General features: G+C 34.9%; 14 protein-coding genes. All 14 read left to right on the top strand.

Going from position 1 to position 17147, the window contains the following annotated elements:
* Positions 1-65 precede the first annotated feature (65 nt).
* Complete coding sequence (gene lanM / locus HNP38_RS13060; protein ID WP_184190222.1) at positions 66-1955, top strand: type 2 lanthipeptide synthetase LanM; 1890 nt, start codon at positions 66-68, stop codon at positions 1953-1955.
* A gap of 17 nt (positions 1956-1972) precedes the next feature.
* The gene (locus HNP38_RS13055) at positions 1973-2857 is read left to right on the top strand and encodes a CPBP family intramembrane glutamic endopeptidase (RefSeq protein WP_184190220.1); all 885 of its coding nucleotides are present in this window, start codon (positions 1973-1975) and stop codon (positions 2855-2857) included.
* Positions 2858-3126: 269 nt separating this feature from the next.
* On the top strand, positions 3127-3867 hold the full coding sequence (locus HNP38_RS13050; RefSeq protein ID WP_184190218.1) for a DUF3667 domain-containing protein: 741 nt from the start codon (positions 3127-3129) through the stop codon (positions 3865-3867).
* 522 nt (positions 3868-4389) lie between these two features.
* Positions 4390-6612, top strand: a complete 2223-nt coding sequence (locus tag HNP38_RS13045; RefSeq protein WP_184190216.1) for a lantibiotic dehydratase family protein — start codon at positions 4390-4392, stop codon at positions 6610-6612.
* Positions 6599-7492, top strand: a complete 894-nt coding sequence (locus HNP38_RS13040; RefSeq protein ID WP_184190214.1) for a thiopeptide-type bacteriocin biosynthesis protein — start codon at positions 6599-6601, stop codon at positions 7490-7492. The genes HNP38_RS13045 and HNP38_RS13040 overlap by 14 nt, the downstream gene beginning before the upstream one ends.
* A gap of 73 nt (positions 7493-7565) precedes the next feature.
* Positions 7566-8717, top strand: coding sequence for a sensor histidine kinase (locus HNP38_RS13035; protein WP_184190212.1), 1152 nt, complete (start codon positions 7566-7568; stop codon positions 8715-8717).
* Position 8718: 1 nt separating this feature from the next.
* Entirely contained in the window at positions 8719-9438 is a 720-nt protein-coding gene (locus HNP38_RS13030; protein WP_184190210.1) for a LytR/AlgR family response regulator transcription factor, read from the top strand.
* 383 nt (positions 9439-9821) lie between these two features.
* Positions 9822-10067 (top strand): hypothetical protein, encoded by a 246-nt coding sequence (locus tag HNP38_RS13025; RefSeq protein WP_184190208.1) that lies wholly within the window; start codon positions 9822-9824, stop codon positions 10065-10067.
* Positions 10068-10431: 364 nt separating this feature from the next.
* A complete protein-coding gene (locus tag HNP38_RS13020) occupies positions 10432-11085 on the top strand; it encodes a helix-turn-helix domain-containing protein (RefSeq protein ID WP_184190206.1) in 654 nt (217 codons plus the stop codon).
* Positions 11086-11107: 22 nt separating this feature from the next.
* The gene (locus HNP38_RS13015; RefSeq protein WP_184190204.1) at positions 11108-11446 is read left to right on the top strand and encodes an NHLP leader peptide family RiPP precursor; all 339 of its coding nucleotides are present in this window, start codon (positions 11108-11110) and stop codon (positions 11444-11446) included.
* Positions 11447-11528: 82 nt separating this feature from the next.
* Positions 11529-12050 carry a cyclic nucleotide-binding domain-containing protein gene (locus tag HNP38_RS13010; RefSeq protein WP_184190202.1) on the top strand — a complete coding sequence of 174 codons (522 nt, stop codon included), beginning with the start codon at positions 11529-11531 and terminating at the stop codon, positions 12048-12050.
* Between the two features lie 26 nt (positions 12051-12076).
* On the top strand, positions 12077-13651 hold the full coding sequence (locus HNP38_RS13005; protein WP_184190200.1) for a TolC family protein: 1575 nt from the start codon (positions 12077-12079) through the stop codon (positions 13649-13651).
* Between the two features lie 12 nt (positions 13652-13663).
* Positions 13664-14926, top strand: coding sequence for an NHLP bacteriocin system secretion protein (locus HNP38_RS13000; RefSeq protein WP_184190198.1), 1263 nt, complete (start codon positions 13664-13666; stop codon positions 14924-14926).
* Positions 14927-14945: 19 nt separating this feature from the next.
* Positions 14946-17144 (top strand): NHLP family bacteriocin export ABC transporter peptidase/permease/ATPase subunit, encoded by a 2199-nt coding sequence (locus tag HNP38_RS12995; protein WP_184190195.1) that lies wholly within the window; start codon positions 14946-14948, stop codon positions 17142-17144.
* The last annotated feature ends 3 nt before the right edge of the window (positions 17145-17147 follow it).

Genomic DNA, 17147 nt, shown 5'->3' with positions numbered 1-17147 from the left:
TCTTGAGATATGTCATAAAAATTAAAATATACTTTTTATGGCATATTTTTTTAATATTAATAAGTATGGTAAAGTCTTTGTTTTTTAAAAAACTCTATCTTCAATCGCTGACCCCTTTTGAGATTTTAGAATTTTATAATCACAATAATTATTCTGTTAAAAAAAAAGAACAATTATTTTATATAAATTTATGGAAAGATAGTATTAGTAAAGATGGTTCAACCGAGTCATTTAATGAATACTGCATAGCTAATAATTTAAGTGATACAGATATTTCTTTAATGACATCTCAAATAAATGATTTCTCCTCAGAAATTAAATTTCCTCTTTGGATAAATGAACTGAAAAAAGTTTTAAATAAAATAAACTTACAAAATAAAAAATTCGATGTTTTAAATAAAGAAAAACCTTTTTACCAACTGCTTTTCCCTTTTATTAATTCATTTTATTCTTCATTTAAGAAAAATTTAGAGTCTTTAAATATTGCATTACCAAATCAAAATGTAATTAATCAATTAAATGATGCTTTATATAAAGATTTATTTAATGTAGCCAGTTTAGTTCTATTTAATGAATTTAACAAATTCATTAAAGAAGAAAAAATGTGCAATATAATAAATGATCAAGACGAAGGTTTTTACTATGAGAAATTTGTTGATAGTGTTTTATTAAACCAATTTCAAAACCTTTTTCTAAAATATCCAATGCTTTCTAGAAAGTTAGTAAGTAAAATGAGTAGTTACCTTGATTTTGTTACAACTATGTTTGAAAGGTTTAATACTGACATTCTAGAAATAGAAAATTCTTTCAATGCAGAATTGGATAAAATTAACCAGCTTCACCTAAATTTAGGAGATCAGCATAATGGAGGAACTACTGTTATATTCGAATTTAAGAATTCATATAAAATAGTTTATAAACCTGTAAATGTGACAATAACTAAAGCTTTTAATCAATTTTTAAATTGGATAAAAATTAACTCAGATAATGAACTTAAAAGTTTTAGAGCCGTTGATAAAGAAGATTATGGGTGGTTAGAATATGTTGAGCATACAGAATGTAATAATATTGAAGAGGTTAAGCTTTATTATGAGCGAGCTGGGATGTTAGCCTGTATAACTTATTTTTTGAATTCATCAGATTATCATTTTGAAAATTTAATAGCAGCTAGGGATTGTCCGGTTTTAATTGATCATGAAACTTTGATTAATCCACAGTTGAAAAGGAAAAAAATGATAAATAAAAACTCTTCGCAGAAAATTTTCGGAACTGTTTTAGAAACTCTTCTTCTTCCTACTGGGATTAAGGATGCTCCGTCATATCTTAGTGGTTTTGGATCTTCTCTTGAATTAGAACAAATTGCCATAATTCCAAAGATAAAGAATTGTAATAAAAGTAATATGTCAATAGTTCCAGAAGTATTAACAAAAAAGCTTTACAGAAAAAATAAACCAATTCTAAATAACAAAATAGAAAATCTCATAAATTATCAACAAGAATTCAAAATTGGTTTTGAAAAAATTTATAAACTTATTTTAAATAATAGGACACAACTACTTTCTAAAAATTCACCTCTTAATTCTTTTAAAAACCTAAAAATAAGATTTATCAATAGACGGACAAGTGTATATTTCAAAATTTTAAAGTTGTTAACCAAACCAGAATATTTAGAAGACTCTATTAAATATGGATTGAAATTAGAGCTTATGGCTAGAGCTTATAATGTAAATGGAAATTGGTCAAGTCTTTTGAGTTCTGAGAGAAAACAGATGTTGTCGGGAGATATTCCTGCATTTTACGTAAATACACTCTCTAATAGTATTATCTTATCAAATGAAGAAGTAAATATCTTCAGGTTGAATGCGTTAGATAATATAAAAAGTAAAATTAAAAAAGCAGGAATAGATGATTTTCAATATCAAATAAGTCTGATAGATGAAGTAATAGCACTTTAAACTAAATACTCAATAGGATGAAAAATAAAAGCATAGGAAGCAAAATTTTATATTTTCCGTTAACAAAAATATTAGTAGGGATAATTGTTGTTTCAGGTACTTATGGAATTACAAAAAATTTTAGAGGAGGAATAGCCAGACTCAGTTTTCTTTCTAAAGATTGGAATAATTTAATTGTAACAATTATTTCAACCATCTTGGCAGTTGGTGCATATATTTATCTATATAAAGTTTATGAAAAAAGAAATATAACAGAGTTTTCTAAAAATAATATATTCAAAAACTTAATTATTGGTGCTCTTTTAGGAGCAATATTACAATCTTTAACAATTCTATTTATATATATAAAAGGTGGATATTCTATAATTTCTATAAACCCTCTTCTATACATTATTTCTCCTTTAACTATGGCTTTTGCTTCAGCAACTTTTGAAGAGATTTTATTTAGAGGAATCATATTTAGAATTACAGAGGAAAAACTAGGAAGCTATATCTCGTTATTAATATCTGCTATAATTTTTGGGTTGTTACATTTTACAAATCCAAATAGTTCAATAGGTTCTAGTATTGGATTAGCGATCCAAGCCGGGTTGTTACTAGGTGCTGCCTATATATATTCAAGAAATTTATGGTTTCCCATTGCAATTCATTTTGCTTGGAATTTTACACAATCAGGAGTGTTCGGAGCCACAATTTCCGGAATTAAAGCTTCAAAATCCTTAATTGTTTCAAATATAAACGGGGAAAATTGGTATACTGGAGGGCAATTCGGACCTGAAGGATCAATTCAGGCAACGATTTTTTGTTTTACTGCTACCTTGATTCTTATGGTATTATGTCATAAAAAAAGAAGGATTATAAAACCCTACTGGAAGAGATCACTACTAAAACACGATAAGTAGAGACACTTAAAAAAACAAATTATACACTCCTCAAAAAAGAAAACACCCTCATTCATACTTTCAAAAGCACAGAGAATTAATATTTTTTTATGAAATGCTCGAAAATAGCTGCTTGGGTAATTATATATCACAAAATAAATTTGCTCTCAAGGGAATACAAAAAGGAATAGCCAAGATATATTGAGCCAAAAATAAACATATAAAACTTATATTTGTAAAGGAATTTAATATTTATGTTTTGCTTTAGGGTTTAAAATATATAAAAAATTATGAACGGAAAATGCCTAAATTGTAACACAACAACTGAAAATAATTTTTGTTCTGTTTGTGGACAGAAAACGTCTACTCATCGTTTTTCTCTAAAACATTTTATATTGCATGATTTTATTCATGGAGTATTTCATTTAGACAAAGGGTTTTTGTTTACCGTAAAGGAACTTTTTATTAGACCTGGGCATAGTACTAGAGAATATATACAAGGTAAAAGAGTAAAACACTTCAATTACTTTACCTTATTACTTATTATTATTGCAGTTACTCATTTTATTGGAAGCTATGAGAAAGTTAAAATGATTGATATTGTTGAAAATAAGAAAAATTTTGAAGGATTCACAAAAGTAACCAAGGAATATGCTAAACTAATAGCATTATCATGGGTTCCATTTTATGCATTTGCAAGCTATATTCTTTTTAAAAAAAGTAAGCAGAATTACTCTGAACATTTGGTACAAACTATGTATATGATAGCAGGAATACTGATGATAAATTATATATTTCCTATTGTAACTATATTTTGCTCTAATATAAAGGCATTACAATATGTTTCTGTTTTTACAGAACTATTAAAGCTAGGTTATTTCTTTTGGTTTTATTATCAGTACTTTTCGGCTTTCAATTATAAAAAAGTTGATCTTATCATTAGATGTATAGTAATTGTCTGTATTATTTTATTCATAACGGGGATAATAGCTAAAGTTGTAAATAAAATTGGTTTAATGTATTTCCACTAAATCAATTTATTATTGTAGTCTTTGTGATGTTAACCACTTCTATCCCTTTAATTATTTTCTTCGATAGAATTTTTATATTGTCTAAAAAAATAAAATGGTTTCCATTATCTCATTAATGTTGAAACTTAATGCGTAGAGCTTCAAAATTTCTGACTTCCTCTTTTATTAAATAGGATTTCTATCGTGAAATTTTAGTCCTCCAAATATTTGTATTTCTCTTCCATAAGCTTACAATGCCAAACAATATTAGGAGATATGCCCCTTTTTAAATATTCTACTAATAAATCCATCATTTTGTGAATTATTTTTCTAATTTTATGCGGGATTTTGAAAACAAGGCCCTTATGAAAACTAATTAACAAAAAAACACACTCAAAATGTTTCTTAATCTGTCCCAAATAATTATCAGGTACAAAATGAAAAAGAGCCTACTATAAAGAATGATAACATTGCGGTGAGTGTTTTTGAAAACAAAACTGAACAGGACTATCTCAAAGTATTGAAGACAGTCTTAACGATGCCATGGGAAAAAATATCGAATACACGCACTTTGAAGACTTTATAGTAAGAACTCCGGCATTGCACTTTAGTAAAGAAGAGCTCCAGAATCTTAAACCGGAAGAACTCCTCACTTTGTTCACCTCTGATCCGTTTTTCAGAGAAGGTGTTTTTACTGCTTCACAGGTTCTTTACCAAGAGATCAATAAATCTTTGGATAAAGAGCAGCTGGAGCAAAAACTCATAAGTTCCCTGACAAAATATTACGTAAGAAGTAAAACAAGGTGTACGCCTTTTGGCCTGTTTGCAGGATGTGCTCCCGGTAAAGCAGGCCATGAAACAAATGTTTTGCTAAAAAATAAAAAAGAGTATAAAAAGCATATCCGTCTGGATATGGAGCTGGTCTCAAAACTGACTAGCTATTTCTCCTCTCTGCCGGAAATACAAAGGCAAATAAAATTCTCACCCAATAATATGCTTTATGCTGTAGATGATTTTTACAGCTATGTAGAGTCTGATGTTATGGACAATAAAAAAATATATTTTAAATCCACAACAGAATATAACGAAGACCTGTCATCTGCATTAGATTTTTGCAATAAAAGCAGGTTTTTTGATGAAATCGTACAGTTTTTTGTAAATAAAGGATTCGAAAAGAAAGAATCTGAAGAATATGTTGAAAGCCTTATCGAAAGTCAGATACTGGCATCCGAACTGGAAATATCCACGCTGGATACAGATCCTTTTAAAACACTGATAAGTAAATTAGAGCATCTGAACCTAAACAATAATTCCCGGTCTTTTATCAAAAAAAGTAAAATGCTGATGAGCTCCTTTTCGGATATTTCGGAGAATAGGGATCATATTGCCGGTATGGAGGAAGGAGCGGATATCTTTACTTTTATGGAACACGATATCCGGAATATTTTCCAGACCGATTTACAGCTTAACGCCCATCATAATACACTTTCCGAAAAGACACTAAATAAGATCTCAAAAGCTCTTAATATCATAAAAAAATTGTCTCCGGCCTCAGAAGATGATGTTCTTAAAATTTTTAAGGACAGGTTTTATACGAAATATGAGGGAGAAGAAGTTCCTTTGCTGGAAGCTCTTGATGAGGACTTCGGGCTGGGATATCCTCATTTGGAGGAAAAGCTGATGACCCCATTACTGGAAAAAATAAAGTTTTCCGATAAAACGGCAGATAAAAATATCAGGTGGAGTAGTAAAGACTCTTTTTTATCCCGAAAATTAAGTGAATTCTTTTTAAATAGTTCTACAGGATCTCCTAAAGAAATTGAAATTACAGATGAAGACCTTCTTTCCATTGATGATGAAAATGATCAGGACTTCCATGACACCTTGTCAGCGACCATAGAAATATACAAAGAAGATAAAGAGGTTATTTATGTTCCTTCGGTTTCGGCATCAGCGGCAAAATTATTGGGGCGGTTCTCATATTTTGATGAAAGTATGAAAGCGATCATAAAAAAGATCATTAAAAAAGAAGAAGAGTTTTTGGATAACGATACAGTTTTCGCAGAAATTACCCATTTACCGGAGTCCCGGGAAGGAAATGTAATATTGCGCCCTCAGCTTACCGATTATGAGATCCCGGTTTTATCAGGGTCACTCTTATCGGAAGATCATCAGATCCGGCCGGAAGATCTGGTACTGTCCGTCAAAGATGACAGGCTGGTATTAAGATCTATAAGACTGAATAAAAAAATTATCCCCCGGCTTTCTTCCGCTCATTATTCTGGACATCCCAAGAATCTGAGTATCTATAAATTTTTGGCGGATTTTCAATATCAGGATCTTCAGAAAAATATATTCTTCGATTGGGGAATACTGGGAAAAACGTTCAGATATATGCCCCGTGTAACATATAAGGATATCATCCTTTCAAAAGCATACTGGAACATCATGGAAGATGATATAAAGTACCTCAAAAAAATATACAGGCAAAGCGATTTTACTGAGAAAATAGGGCTTTGGAGACTCCGGAATCACATTCCGGATACTGTTGTCATAAAAGATATGGATAACAAACTCTATATAGATTTTAATAATGAATTGCTTACAGACATGTTTTTGGACAGTATTAAAAACAGCAGGGAAATAGTTCTGGAAGAAGTACTTTTTAACGATAATAATATGCTCGTTAAAAATGAAGAGAATAAATATTTTACCAATGAGTTTATAGTTAATTTCTACAAAAAAAATGACCATGAAAGAGGATAGTGCTGTTAAAAGACGTTTTGCAGTTGGCGAAGAATGGCTGTATTTAAAAATATACCTGAGAAGCTTTTTTGCAGATAAGATCCTGTTGAAGATACAGGAATTTATTTCTTCCAAAATTGCTGATGGAAAAGTGGAAAAGTGGTTTTTTATACGCTATTATGATCCCGGCTTTCATGTCAGGGTAAGATTGTTTTTACCTGATCCGTCTGAAACAGCCGGTATCCTGTCCGAAATAAATGCAGTATTGGAAAATGAGATAAAAAAAGGAATTGCAACGATACTTTTAGATACCTATATCAGGGAATTGGAGCGCTATGACCCGAAATGTATTGAACAGGTAGAAGAACTGTTTTTTTATGACACAATAACAGTTCTCCCTTTGTTAAATGGAGTGGAACAAAACCTGTTGTCAGAGAATGACAGATGGATATACGGTCTCCTTGCTCTGGATAAAACACTGTCAGACTTCGGGATGGATTTAAATGAAAAGTTGGTTTTTGTTTCAAATATCAATTCCCATTTCAGTGTCGAATTTAAAAAAGATAAAGTACTGAATAAACAATTGGATAAAGCATTCCGTGAATATGAAGAATTAATTACGGACAGTCTGAAAAATGATAATGCCTTCTCTCAGCTGCTGGCTCACAGATCAGAGATCAGTAGGAAGGCTGTTTCTAAAATAATAATGATGGACCGGGAAAAAATGTTGACGCAGAATTTTCACGGCATACTTTCCAGCTGTATTCATATGAATTGCAACCGTTTATTCAGAATAGAGCAAAGGAAGCAGGAATATATTCTGTACGATTTTTTGACCCGTTTCTACACAAAAGAATTGTATAAAAATAAAAAACTAAGTATAAATGTTATGTCAAACTAAGGTATATTTATGTCCTGAAAAATAAGAGCCCTACTTTAAACATGGGTTACTTATCAGTATATAGAAACAAATAATGAGAAAAGAATTACCATCGCAGAGCTTTATAGAGAAAATTGTAAATTTTGATTTTGATCGTTTTTACACGACGGGAACAAGGCTCATGAGCCATGCTTTGATGTGGCTTATCTTCACATTTTTAGTATTGCTGAATTATTATTACGGCTATCAGTTTGAGTTTCAGTCCTCATTGCTTTTTTCAGTCAGGATGACACTATGTAACATGAGTGTTTTTTATATCTTTTTTTATATGGTAGTCCCCTATACATTTAATAGAAACTATATCATTCTCTTCATTGTCTCTGTTCCATTGCTGATCCAGCTTTGGCTGGCAATTAATCATTATTTTTATAAATTTCTGTATATAAACGATATACAACCTGATTTTGGAGTATTAAAAGACCTTTTGAAGGAAAATTACAATACTCCCGTATCAGAAATAATTTCACTTCGGAATGTTTTGGGGCATCTTTTTGAGGTAATAATGGCTCTTTCTCCTTTTTTCTTCATTAAGATAACATTTGACCTGAGCAAGACCTATGCAAAATCGGTTAAAGCCCAAAGACAGATTGAGAAACTGAACTATGAGAACCTCTTAATGGAAAATAAGTTCTTGCAGACCCAGCTAAACCCTCATTTTCTTTTTAATACCCTCAATAATCTGTATGCTCTTACATTAAAGAAAGACGATCTGGCGCCGGAAGTCATCTTAAAACTTTCGGAAATTATGAGATACACGCTTTACGAAACAAATGCAAATGTGGTATATGTGGAGAAAGAACTGGAGTTTATTGACAATTACTATGAAATGGAGAGAATGCGCTATCCGGATGATTATCATATTGAGAAAAAAATAAACAATGATCATCTTTTCAATCTGGAAATAGCCCCGCTCCTCTCATTTGTCTTTATAGAGAATGCCTTTAAATACGGATTAAAGTCTGAAAATCCTTTTCTGAGTATAATGATTGAGATTAAAGGAAAAAATATTCACTTTATCATTGAAAATGACGTTTCAGAGATCAATAAAAAAGCAGGCAATAATGGAGGGATCGGGATTGAAAATGCCAAAAGAAGATTAAAATTATTATATCCGGATAAGCACACCTTAGATATAAAAAATGATGGGAAACGATTTCTTGTTCAGTTAAAAATAAATTTACACTAAAATGGAAAAGAAAATTAAATGTTTAGTCCTTGATGATGAGCCGCTGGGAAGGGAAATTATAGAAAGTTTTGTTAATAACACCCCCTTTTTAGAACTGGTGGGTTCTTACGGAAAACCATTTGAAGCGTTGAACTTTATCCAGGAAAACCCGGTAGATATCCTCCTTACGGATATTGAAATGCCGCAATTGAACGGCCTGCAATTGATCAATTCACTAGACAAGAAGCCGGTAATCATATTGATCACGGCATACAGGGACTACGCGTTAGACGGGTTTGATTCCGGGGTTGTGGATTATCTGGTAAAGCCGGTTTCCTACGATAGGTTCCTGAAAGCCTTGGTGAGGGCAAAGGAAGTTTTGAATACAAAAAAAAACAAACAGGAAGATCATGCGGATGAAATAGACCGGATCTTTATAAAAGCAGATAACCAGCTTGTCAAATTATTTTTTAAAGATATTATTTACATAGAAGCTCTTAAAGATTATCTGAGAATTCATGTTTCAGAATCAGAACGTTATGTTACCCATTCTACCATGAAGGCAATGGAAGAAAAGCTGCCGCCTTATTTTTTCAGGATACAGCGTTCCTATATTATTAACACAAAGTATATAAAATCCTTTTACGGAAATACCGTTAAGCTTAAAATAGGCGAAAATCTGCCTATATCCCTGTCCCAAAAGACAGAACTGTATAAAAAGCTTGGAATTGAAAATGATTAAAATCATTTATCTAAAAAAACACATCATTGATCTAAAATTCTGAAGACATCGTCTAATTAAATTTCGTTTGACAGGCAGAGTTATCATTTTTGAGTCACTAAAAAGATAACCATGAAAACTCAAACAACTAAAAAAAACGGATCAGAAACTTTAACTTTTAAAAAGCGTGTTGTATCCAGATATGATATGACTACAAATATGGTGTTACTTCCTACACTTGTGACAAGCATTTCAATTTCTTCACCAGCCTAGCCGTTTAAAAAATGTTTATCCGGTGTGCTTGCTTCGTTCAGGATGTCGTTTTAGAAAGCAGGTTAAAAAAATATATTTCTAAAACACCCTTTCTAATCATAGAAGAATATGATCTGTTTGATCTTCACAAAATGAGAAAAAATATATCACAGGCAGATATTATTATAGCAGAAGCTAACTTTCGCACTAAGGATAAATTAAAAGAGATTCAAACTAAATTAACAGAGAAGTGTTTTTTGATATTAACAGATATTAAACAGCTCCTGGATATTAACGAAAATCATCATACACTTATTCTGCCGAAAAATATTTCATATACAGATTTTGTCGAGAGTTTGAGCAATTTGATAGACCAAGGGAGATTTGCGGATATTTAGAATAGCATTTCATCCCCATTATAAGGAATTCTTTTTCAATCGAAAAATTCCTCTGTTTTGAAAATAAAACAACTTTTTAAGCACTTGTCAAAGTAACGCAATTTTTTGCAGCTTATCTGCCCATGTTATATTCATATAGCATGGGCTATTTTTTTCAGGGAGCCGGCTTCCATGCTAACTGATCCCAGGGCCGGATTTCATTAATCGAAAAAAACAGGAGTTTCGTCTTAAAATCTTTGAGTTCCGTCTAATAGATTTTTGGTTGATAAGATTGCTGTCTACTTTTATTTCAGGTTTCTCCATTTTTTACAACTATGAAGAAGATGTGTGAGAAAAGTATAACGCTAAAAACTAATCCAGCCCTATGAATGCTTCAAAGAATATAACAATTGATTGGTCTTCACCGGATGTATTGGAACAGATCGTCCAAAATATTAAAAATCCGTTGGAAAATATCATTACGGCGAGTAAGAGCAGCACCATATACAATAAAGATAAAAAAGATGAAATTATATTTTCCAGCAGTAAGGAAATTAATGACATCATAGAAGAGATCATGTCAAAATCAAAGTCGAAGTCTTTGAATCTGACCTTCCAGGGCCGCCCGGAAATTTTTGACATTTATGAATCCAATGAAAATGTCCGGGAAATGTGCTCGGAGCAGATAAATCCTCAGAAAATTACCAAACAGGACCAGGACTGGCTCATTAACCTGGAAAAAGAGATCTATGGATCCATCACCCAGAATGACCTGAATCTGTATGAATTGTCCTATAAAATGGCAGTAAGCGAGAGACAGCTGCATAGAAAAATAGTCAATCTGGTTTATTTGACACCGAACAAATATGTAAGGGTTCTCCGTCTTCACAAAGCAAAACAGATGATAGACAATTATCTGCAGAGTTCGATCTCTCAGATTGCTTATTCAGTGGGTTATAATGATGTACATTATTTTTCCAGGCTTTTTATAGACCAGTATAATGTATCACCCAAAGAGCTGTTGAGTTCATTTCGATAAAACAACAATAAATTAAAAGAGCATGGAATTAACAGAAGAACAAAAAAAAGGACAGGAAGTATTCTTTAAGATAATTTCCAAAGCTTGGGAAAATGATGAATTTAAAGAATCCCTGCTGATAAGGCCGGAAGAAACATTAGAAAAGTTTTTTGGAAGAAAATTGCCGGTTGGTAAAAAGATCAGGGTGACAGACCAGTCGGATCCGGAATTTTTATACATCAATATTCCGGTAAAGCCACAGCAGTGTGATGCGGAGCTGGATGAAAAAAAATTAGACAAGGTGACGGGAGGAATGATGGAAGATCCTATGATAACAGACTATAACGGACTGTATGACTCCCTGCAAACCATTAATAAATAAGTCGTCAGTAATAACGGCTTTTTTGTCTTAATTATCGATATAAAACAAAATAAATTAGCATAACCTTATTAAAAAATATATTATGAAACGAGTACTTTTTTTCTTAGGCCAATTAAATGACAGAGATGTGGAATGGATGATCCATAACGGAAGCAAGATGGAATTGGAAGCAGGATACAGATTGATCAATAAAGGAGAATATATTGACAGCTTATACATTGTATTATCCGGTCAGTTAGCCGTATGCACAGATGGCAAAACCAATGAAACACTTGCTAAGCTGGAGTCCGGTGAAATAGTAGGGGAAATGTCCTTTATAGAGTCCAGGCCGCCTTCCGTATCCGTTATCGCGGCAAAACCATCAGTTGTTTATAAGATATCCCGGGAGATGATCAATTACAGGCTTTCAACCAATATGGAATTCAGGTCAAGCTTCTATTATGCAATGGCATTATTCCTTTCCAACAGGCTGAGAAAAACAACAGACCAGCTGGGGTATGGCAACCCTGAAGAAGAAGACCTTATAGATACTAATATTCTGGATGGCGTTGCTCAGGCAGGATCGCGTTTCGGCCAGATATTACACAGGTTTTCCGAAGTATAACTAAGCATTAATAAAAATATTTTAAAATGAGGATTTGTAAATACATCTTTACATGCGTATTGGTTGTATATATTAGCAACTTGTATGGTCAGTCAAAAATCAAATGTGATCTAATTGAAATTACCAATAAGGCATTTGATAAAAATCCGACAATAAAAAGAAGTTCTTATACCATACAGGACGCAGAAGCAGATTTACAAGTCCAGAAAGGCACATTTGATATCAATCTGTTTTCGGAGATATCAGCTAAAAAAGACAGGTACACCCTCTTTAATGCAGATCCCAGAAATCAGTTTATAGATAAGGTGCTTAAGTCAAATACAGTCGGTCTTTCGGCGGGGTTGCGTAAAAAGCTCCGTTCAGGACAGACAACAGATATAAGCTTTAATTATGGTTTTAATGATAATAACTTTCCTTTTGACGCTTTTAACCAGCCTGTAGGGCCTTTCTGGGGAAATCATACGACATCCGTTAATCTTTCCCTCACCCAGCCCTTGCTGAAAGGAAGAGGAAGAAGTATTACAACCACTTCGGAAAGGATCTCAAGCCTTTATATAGAGAATTCCAAAAACAATAATGAATTTACCAACTCCTACGAGATCTTACAGGTAGGATTGGCATACTGGAATTATTATACGGCTTTTAAAAGCCTGGAAATTTACAGGCAGAATGAAGGTAGGGTAAGAAATGTTTTGGACATTACAAAAGAACTCGTAAAGGCAGATAAAAAACCGGCAGGAGATCTGGCTCAGGTAAATGCCGATCTGGCTAATCAGGAGAAGCTGACCACAATGGCCGAGCAAAACCTGTATGAAGCAAGGATCAACCTGGGAAGAGCGATCGGATTAAACAACGAGGAAAGCCAGCAGCTGGACATTCCTCTCAATGAGTTTCCTACGATTGCCGAATCAGCATACAGAGATGGGTTAGATAAAAATGCCTTCATAGAAGTAGCTAAAGAAAAAAGAGGAGATGTGAAAGCCGTTGAAAAAATATCTGAAGCTCTGGAAATGCAGTACAAACTGGCGGAGAACAATAAAAAACCGCAGCTTGATCTTACGGGCTTCGTGTACTATGGAAGTGCAAGTGCCGGAAACGGAATAGATAAAGCCTTCACGGCATTTACCAATAACGAAGGACGAAATATAGGGGCCGGAGCAAGGTTAACCTTTTCATTTCCGGTCAATAACAATTGGGCAAGGGGGAATTATACAAAAAGTGAGATTGCTTTGAGAGACCAGAAAGTTTCAAATGATAACCTTCAGAGAAATATAGACCTCAACATAAGCAATGCGATCAATAACCTGAATAACCGGGTGATTATTCTGGAAAAGGCCAAAGAAGCATTAAACTATTACCAGGAAGCATTCAGTAATGAGCAGATAAAATTCCAGACCGGATTGACCACCATTTTGAATCTCATATTGTTTCAGGAAAGGCTTACCTCCTCAGAATTGGAATATTTACAGGCCTATCAGCAGTTTGCCAATGCCATTATAGGTTTCAGACACGAAACAGGAACTCTGATCTCTCAGGATAATAATGGGTTTACTGTAGATCAAAAAGCATTTTATACCATTCCTAATACAGATAATTATTAAAAACTAAAAATTATGTCAGCAGGTTTTTTCAGAAAGTCAGCATTAGAAAAACTTTCGACACCGGAAAAATTAGACCAGTTAATAAAAGTTACAGGGCCAAAAGCATGGATTGCCCTTTTTACTGTTGTAATAGCCTTGGGTACGGGCATAGGATGGGCCATTTTCGGTAAAGTGAAAACAAAACTCAATGCAGTAGGAGTTGTCTTGGGAGGAGAAGTCCATGAAGTGGTAGCCACTTCACAGGGCCAGCTGGTCAAGCTGCAGGTTTCCATAGGCAACAAAGTAAAAAAAGGAGACATTATTGCAACCGTTCAGCAGCCGGAGCTTTTCCAGCAGATAGAAGATGCCAAAGCAGTCCTCTCAGACAGAAGATTCGAAATGGGGAAACTGATGTCTTACGGCAGCCAGGGTAATCACCTGCAGGGAGAAATGATCAGCCAGAACAGAGTAAGCATTCAGGGAGAAATTGAAGCCGAAAGAAAAAAACTGGCATTTCTTGGCAGTCAGCTGGAGTCTGAAAACAATCTCCTTAATAAAGGGCTTATCATCAAATCTCAGGTTGCCGGTACAAGGCAGCAGATAGAAGCCTCCAAAAATACTATAGAAAGGCTGAAAGCCCAAATGGCGGAAACGTCCAGCCAGCAGCATAACTTAGGATTCGATCTGCAGCAGAAAATAACATTACAAAACCAGCGTATTGCCGAAGCAGAACGAAATCTCCAGTTTTTAACGGAAAGACACGATACCCAGACCAATATAAGAAGCCCTTATGACGGAGAAGTCGTTGAGGTTTTAACAGATGCGGGAGTAGTTGTAGGCCCGGGAACCCCGTTATTTAAACTAAAAAATAAATATAGCATACAACATGCTAAACTAAAAGGGGTTCTATATATCCCTTCCCAGGACGGGAAAAAGATCAAAAAAGGAATGGAAGCCTTCGTGGTTCCATCTACAGTTCAGCCACAGGAATATGGGTTTATAAAAGGAAAAGTAACCTATATCTCAGATTTCCCGATTACCCAGCAGGGGATGATGACCTCCGTTAAAAATGACCAGCTGGCTAAAGGATTATTAGCTTCAGGGCCTCTATTTGAAGTGCATGTTGAATTTGAAAAAGACAATCAGTCTTACAGCGGTTTCAAATGGACCTCTGCCAAAGGACCAAATATTGCCATAAAAGAAGGAACCTCATGCTCCGGTAAAATTACCATCAATCAGGAACCTCCGGCTACCATCGTAGTTCCTGCATTTAAGAAATTCTTTGATCTATACTAATCACTAATTGATTTTTGAAATGGGAAGCAATGCAACATTTGTTATTGAAAAGCAGGCAAGGCCGGTAAAGGTTCCTACAGTACTGCAGATGGAGAGCGTAGAATGTGGTGCCGCTGCATTAAGTATTATTCTGGGGCATTTCGGAAAATTCGTTCCATTGGAAAAATTGAGAATTGCCTGTGGAGTTTCCAGAGACGGGCTCAAAGCTACCAATATCATTAAAGCGGCCAAAGAATTCGGGCTGGAAGCCAAAGGATACGCAAAATCCATTGAAAAGCTGATGCAGATGCAGACCCCGGCCATCATATTCTGGAATTTTAACCACTTTCTGGTTTTAGAAGGCTTTACAAAAAATAAAGTATACCTGAGCGATCCTGCACAGGGGAGGTACCAGGTTACCCACCAGGAATTCGATGATGCATATACCGGGGTAGTCCTTACCTTCAATCCGGGAGAGAATTTTGAAAAAGGAAACGAAAAAAGAGGGCTGGCCGCATCTTTAGCTTCCAGGATCTCAAACTCAAAACTAAGTATCATTTATATCATTCTCGCGAGCCTCTTTTTAGTGATTCCGGGTTTGGTTATTCCGTCCTTTATTAAAATATTCATAGATAAATATCTGATCAACAGCTATTCCGGATTTGTAATGCCTTTATTGCTGATCATGGGAGCGGTTTTAATTATAAATTCAGTTCTGGTTTATCTTCAACAGTATTATCTTCTCAAATTAGAGACAAAACTGGCCTTAACGACTTCCAGCAAATTTCTGTGGCATGTTTTCCACCTGCCGATAGCCTTTTTCACCCAGCGGTATAGCGGGGAGATCGGTAACAGGGTTTCACTTAACGACAAAGTGGCTAAGCTGCTGAGCGGTGATCTCGCCAATGCAGCACTCAATATCATTGTAGTTATATTTTATGCATTCTTAATGTTTTCATATGATATTGTTCTCACCCTGATCGGGATAGGGATGGCACTCGTGAATGTTGCTGTGCTTCAATATGTATCCAGAGCCAGGAAAGACGGAAACCGCCGTTTAAGCAACGAAACAGGAAAGCTATTGGGAACCACAACATCGGGGATCAGCATGATTGAAACATTAAAGGCCTCCGGAAGGGAAAATGATTTTTTTACAAACTGGATCGGCTATCTGGCAAAAGTAACGAATGCCCAGCAGGAACTGGGATGGTTGACCATCAGGCTCAATGCCATACCACCGCTGATTACTTCCCTGACCACCACCTTCATTCTGGGAATAGGAGCCTTACGGATCATGGACGGTGAAATGACCCTCGGAGCCCTGGTCGCTTTTAGCTATTTGATGGGGAACTTTATCTCTCCGGTTAATCAGCTCATTTCCGTAGGCTCCATGCTGCACGAAACAGAAAGTGATATGGGAAAAATAGATGACGTAATGAACTATGAAGTTGACGGGCAGTTCCAGGAAAAAGAGGAAAATACAAAATCAGACAGTCAGAAAGAAGAGATGGCCAACAAACTGATCGGGTATTTTGAAATGAAAAACGTAACCTTTGGTTACAATACAACTATGCCTGCTTTGGTAGAAAACTTTAATCTGAAGCTTAAACCGGGAAGCAGGGTAGCATTGGTAGGAGGATCCGGCAGCGGAAAATCCACTGTTGCCAAAATAGCATCAGGACTCTATGCCCCATGGAGCGGAGAAATCCTGTTTGACGGGAAACCTAAAGATGATATTCCGAGACATATCATTACACAATCTTTAGCAGTGATTGATCAGGAAGTATTGATATTCAACGGGACCATTAAAGAAAACATTTCTTTCTGGGATTCCACTATTTCAGATAAACATATTATCCAGTCTGCCAGGGATGCAGAAATTCATGATACCATAGCAGCCCGAAATAATGCCTATGACAGTTCTGTATTGGAAGGAGGGGCAAACTTTAGTGGTGGGCAAAGACAGCGTATGGAAATAGCAAGGGCTCTGGCCACCAATCCCTCCGTACTGATTATGGACGAGGCAACAAGTGCACTGGATCCTACCGCAGAAAAGCTGGTCATGGATAATATCAAGAAAAGAGGCTGCACCTGCCTGATTGTAGCGCACAGACTGAGTACCATCATCGATTGCGATGAGATCATTGTAATGGAGTATGGCAAGATCGTAGAACGGGGAACTCATCAGGAATTAATGAAACAAAACGGAGTGTATGCCCAATTAATAGAAACAAAGTAAATT

Origin of the sequence: Chryseobacterium defluvii (genome assembly GCF_014204415.1) — a bacterium.
GTDB lineage: Bacteria > Bacteroidota > Bacteroidia > Flavobacteriales > Weeksellaceae > Chryseobacterium > Chryseobacterium defluvii_A.
The sequence above is the reverse complement of the archived record's forward strand: the minus strand, read 5'-3'. Positions and strand labels throughout refer to the sequence as shown.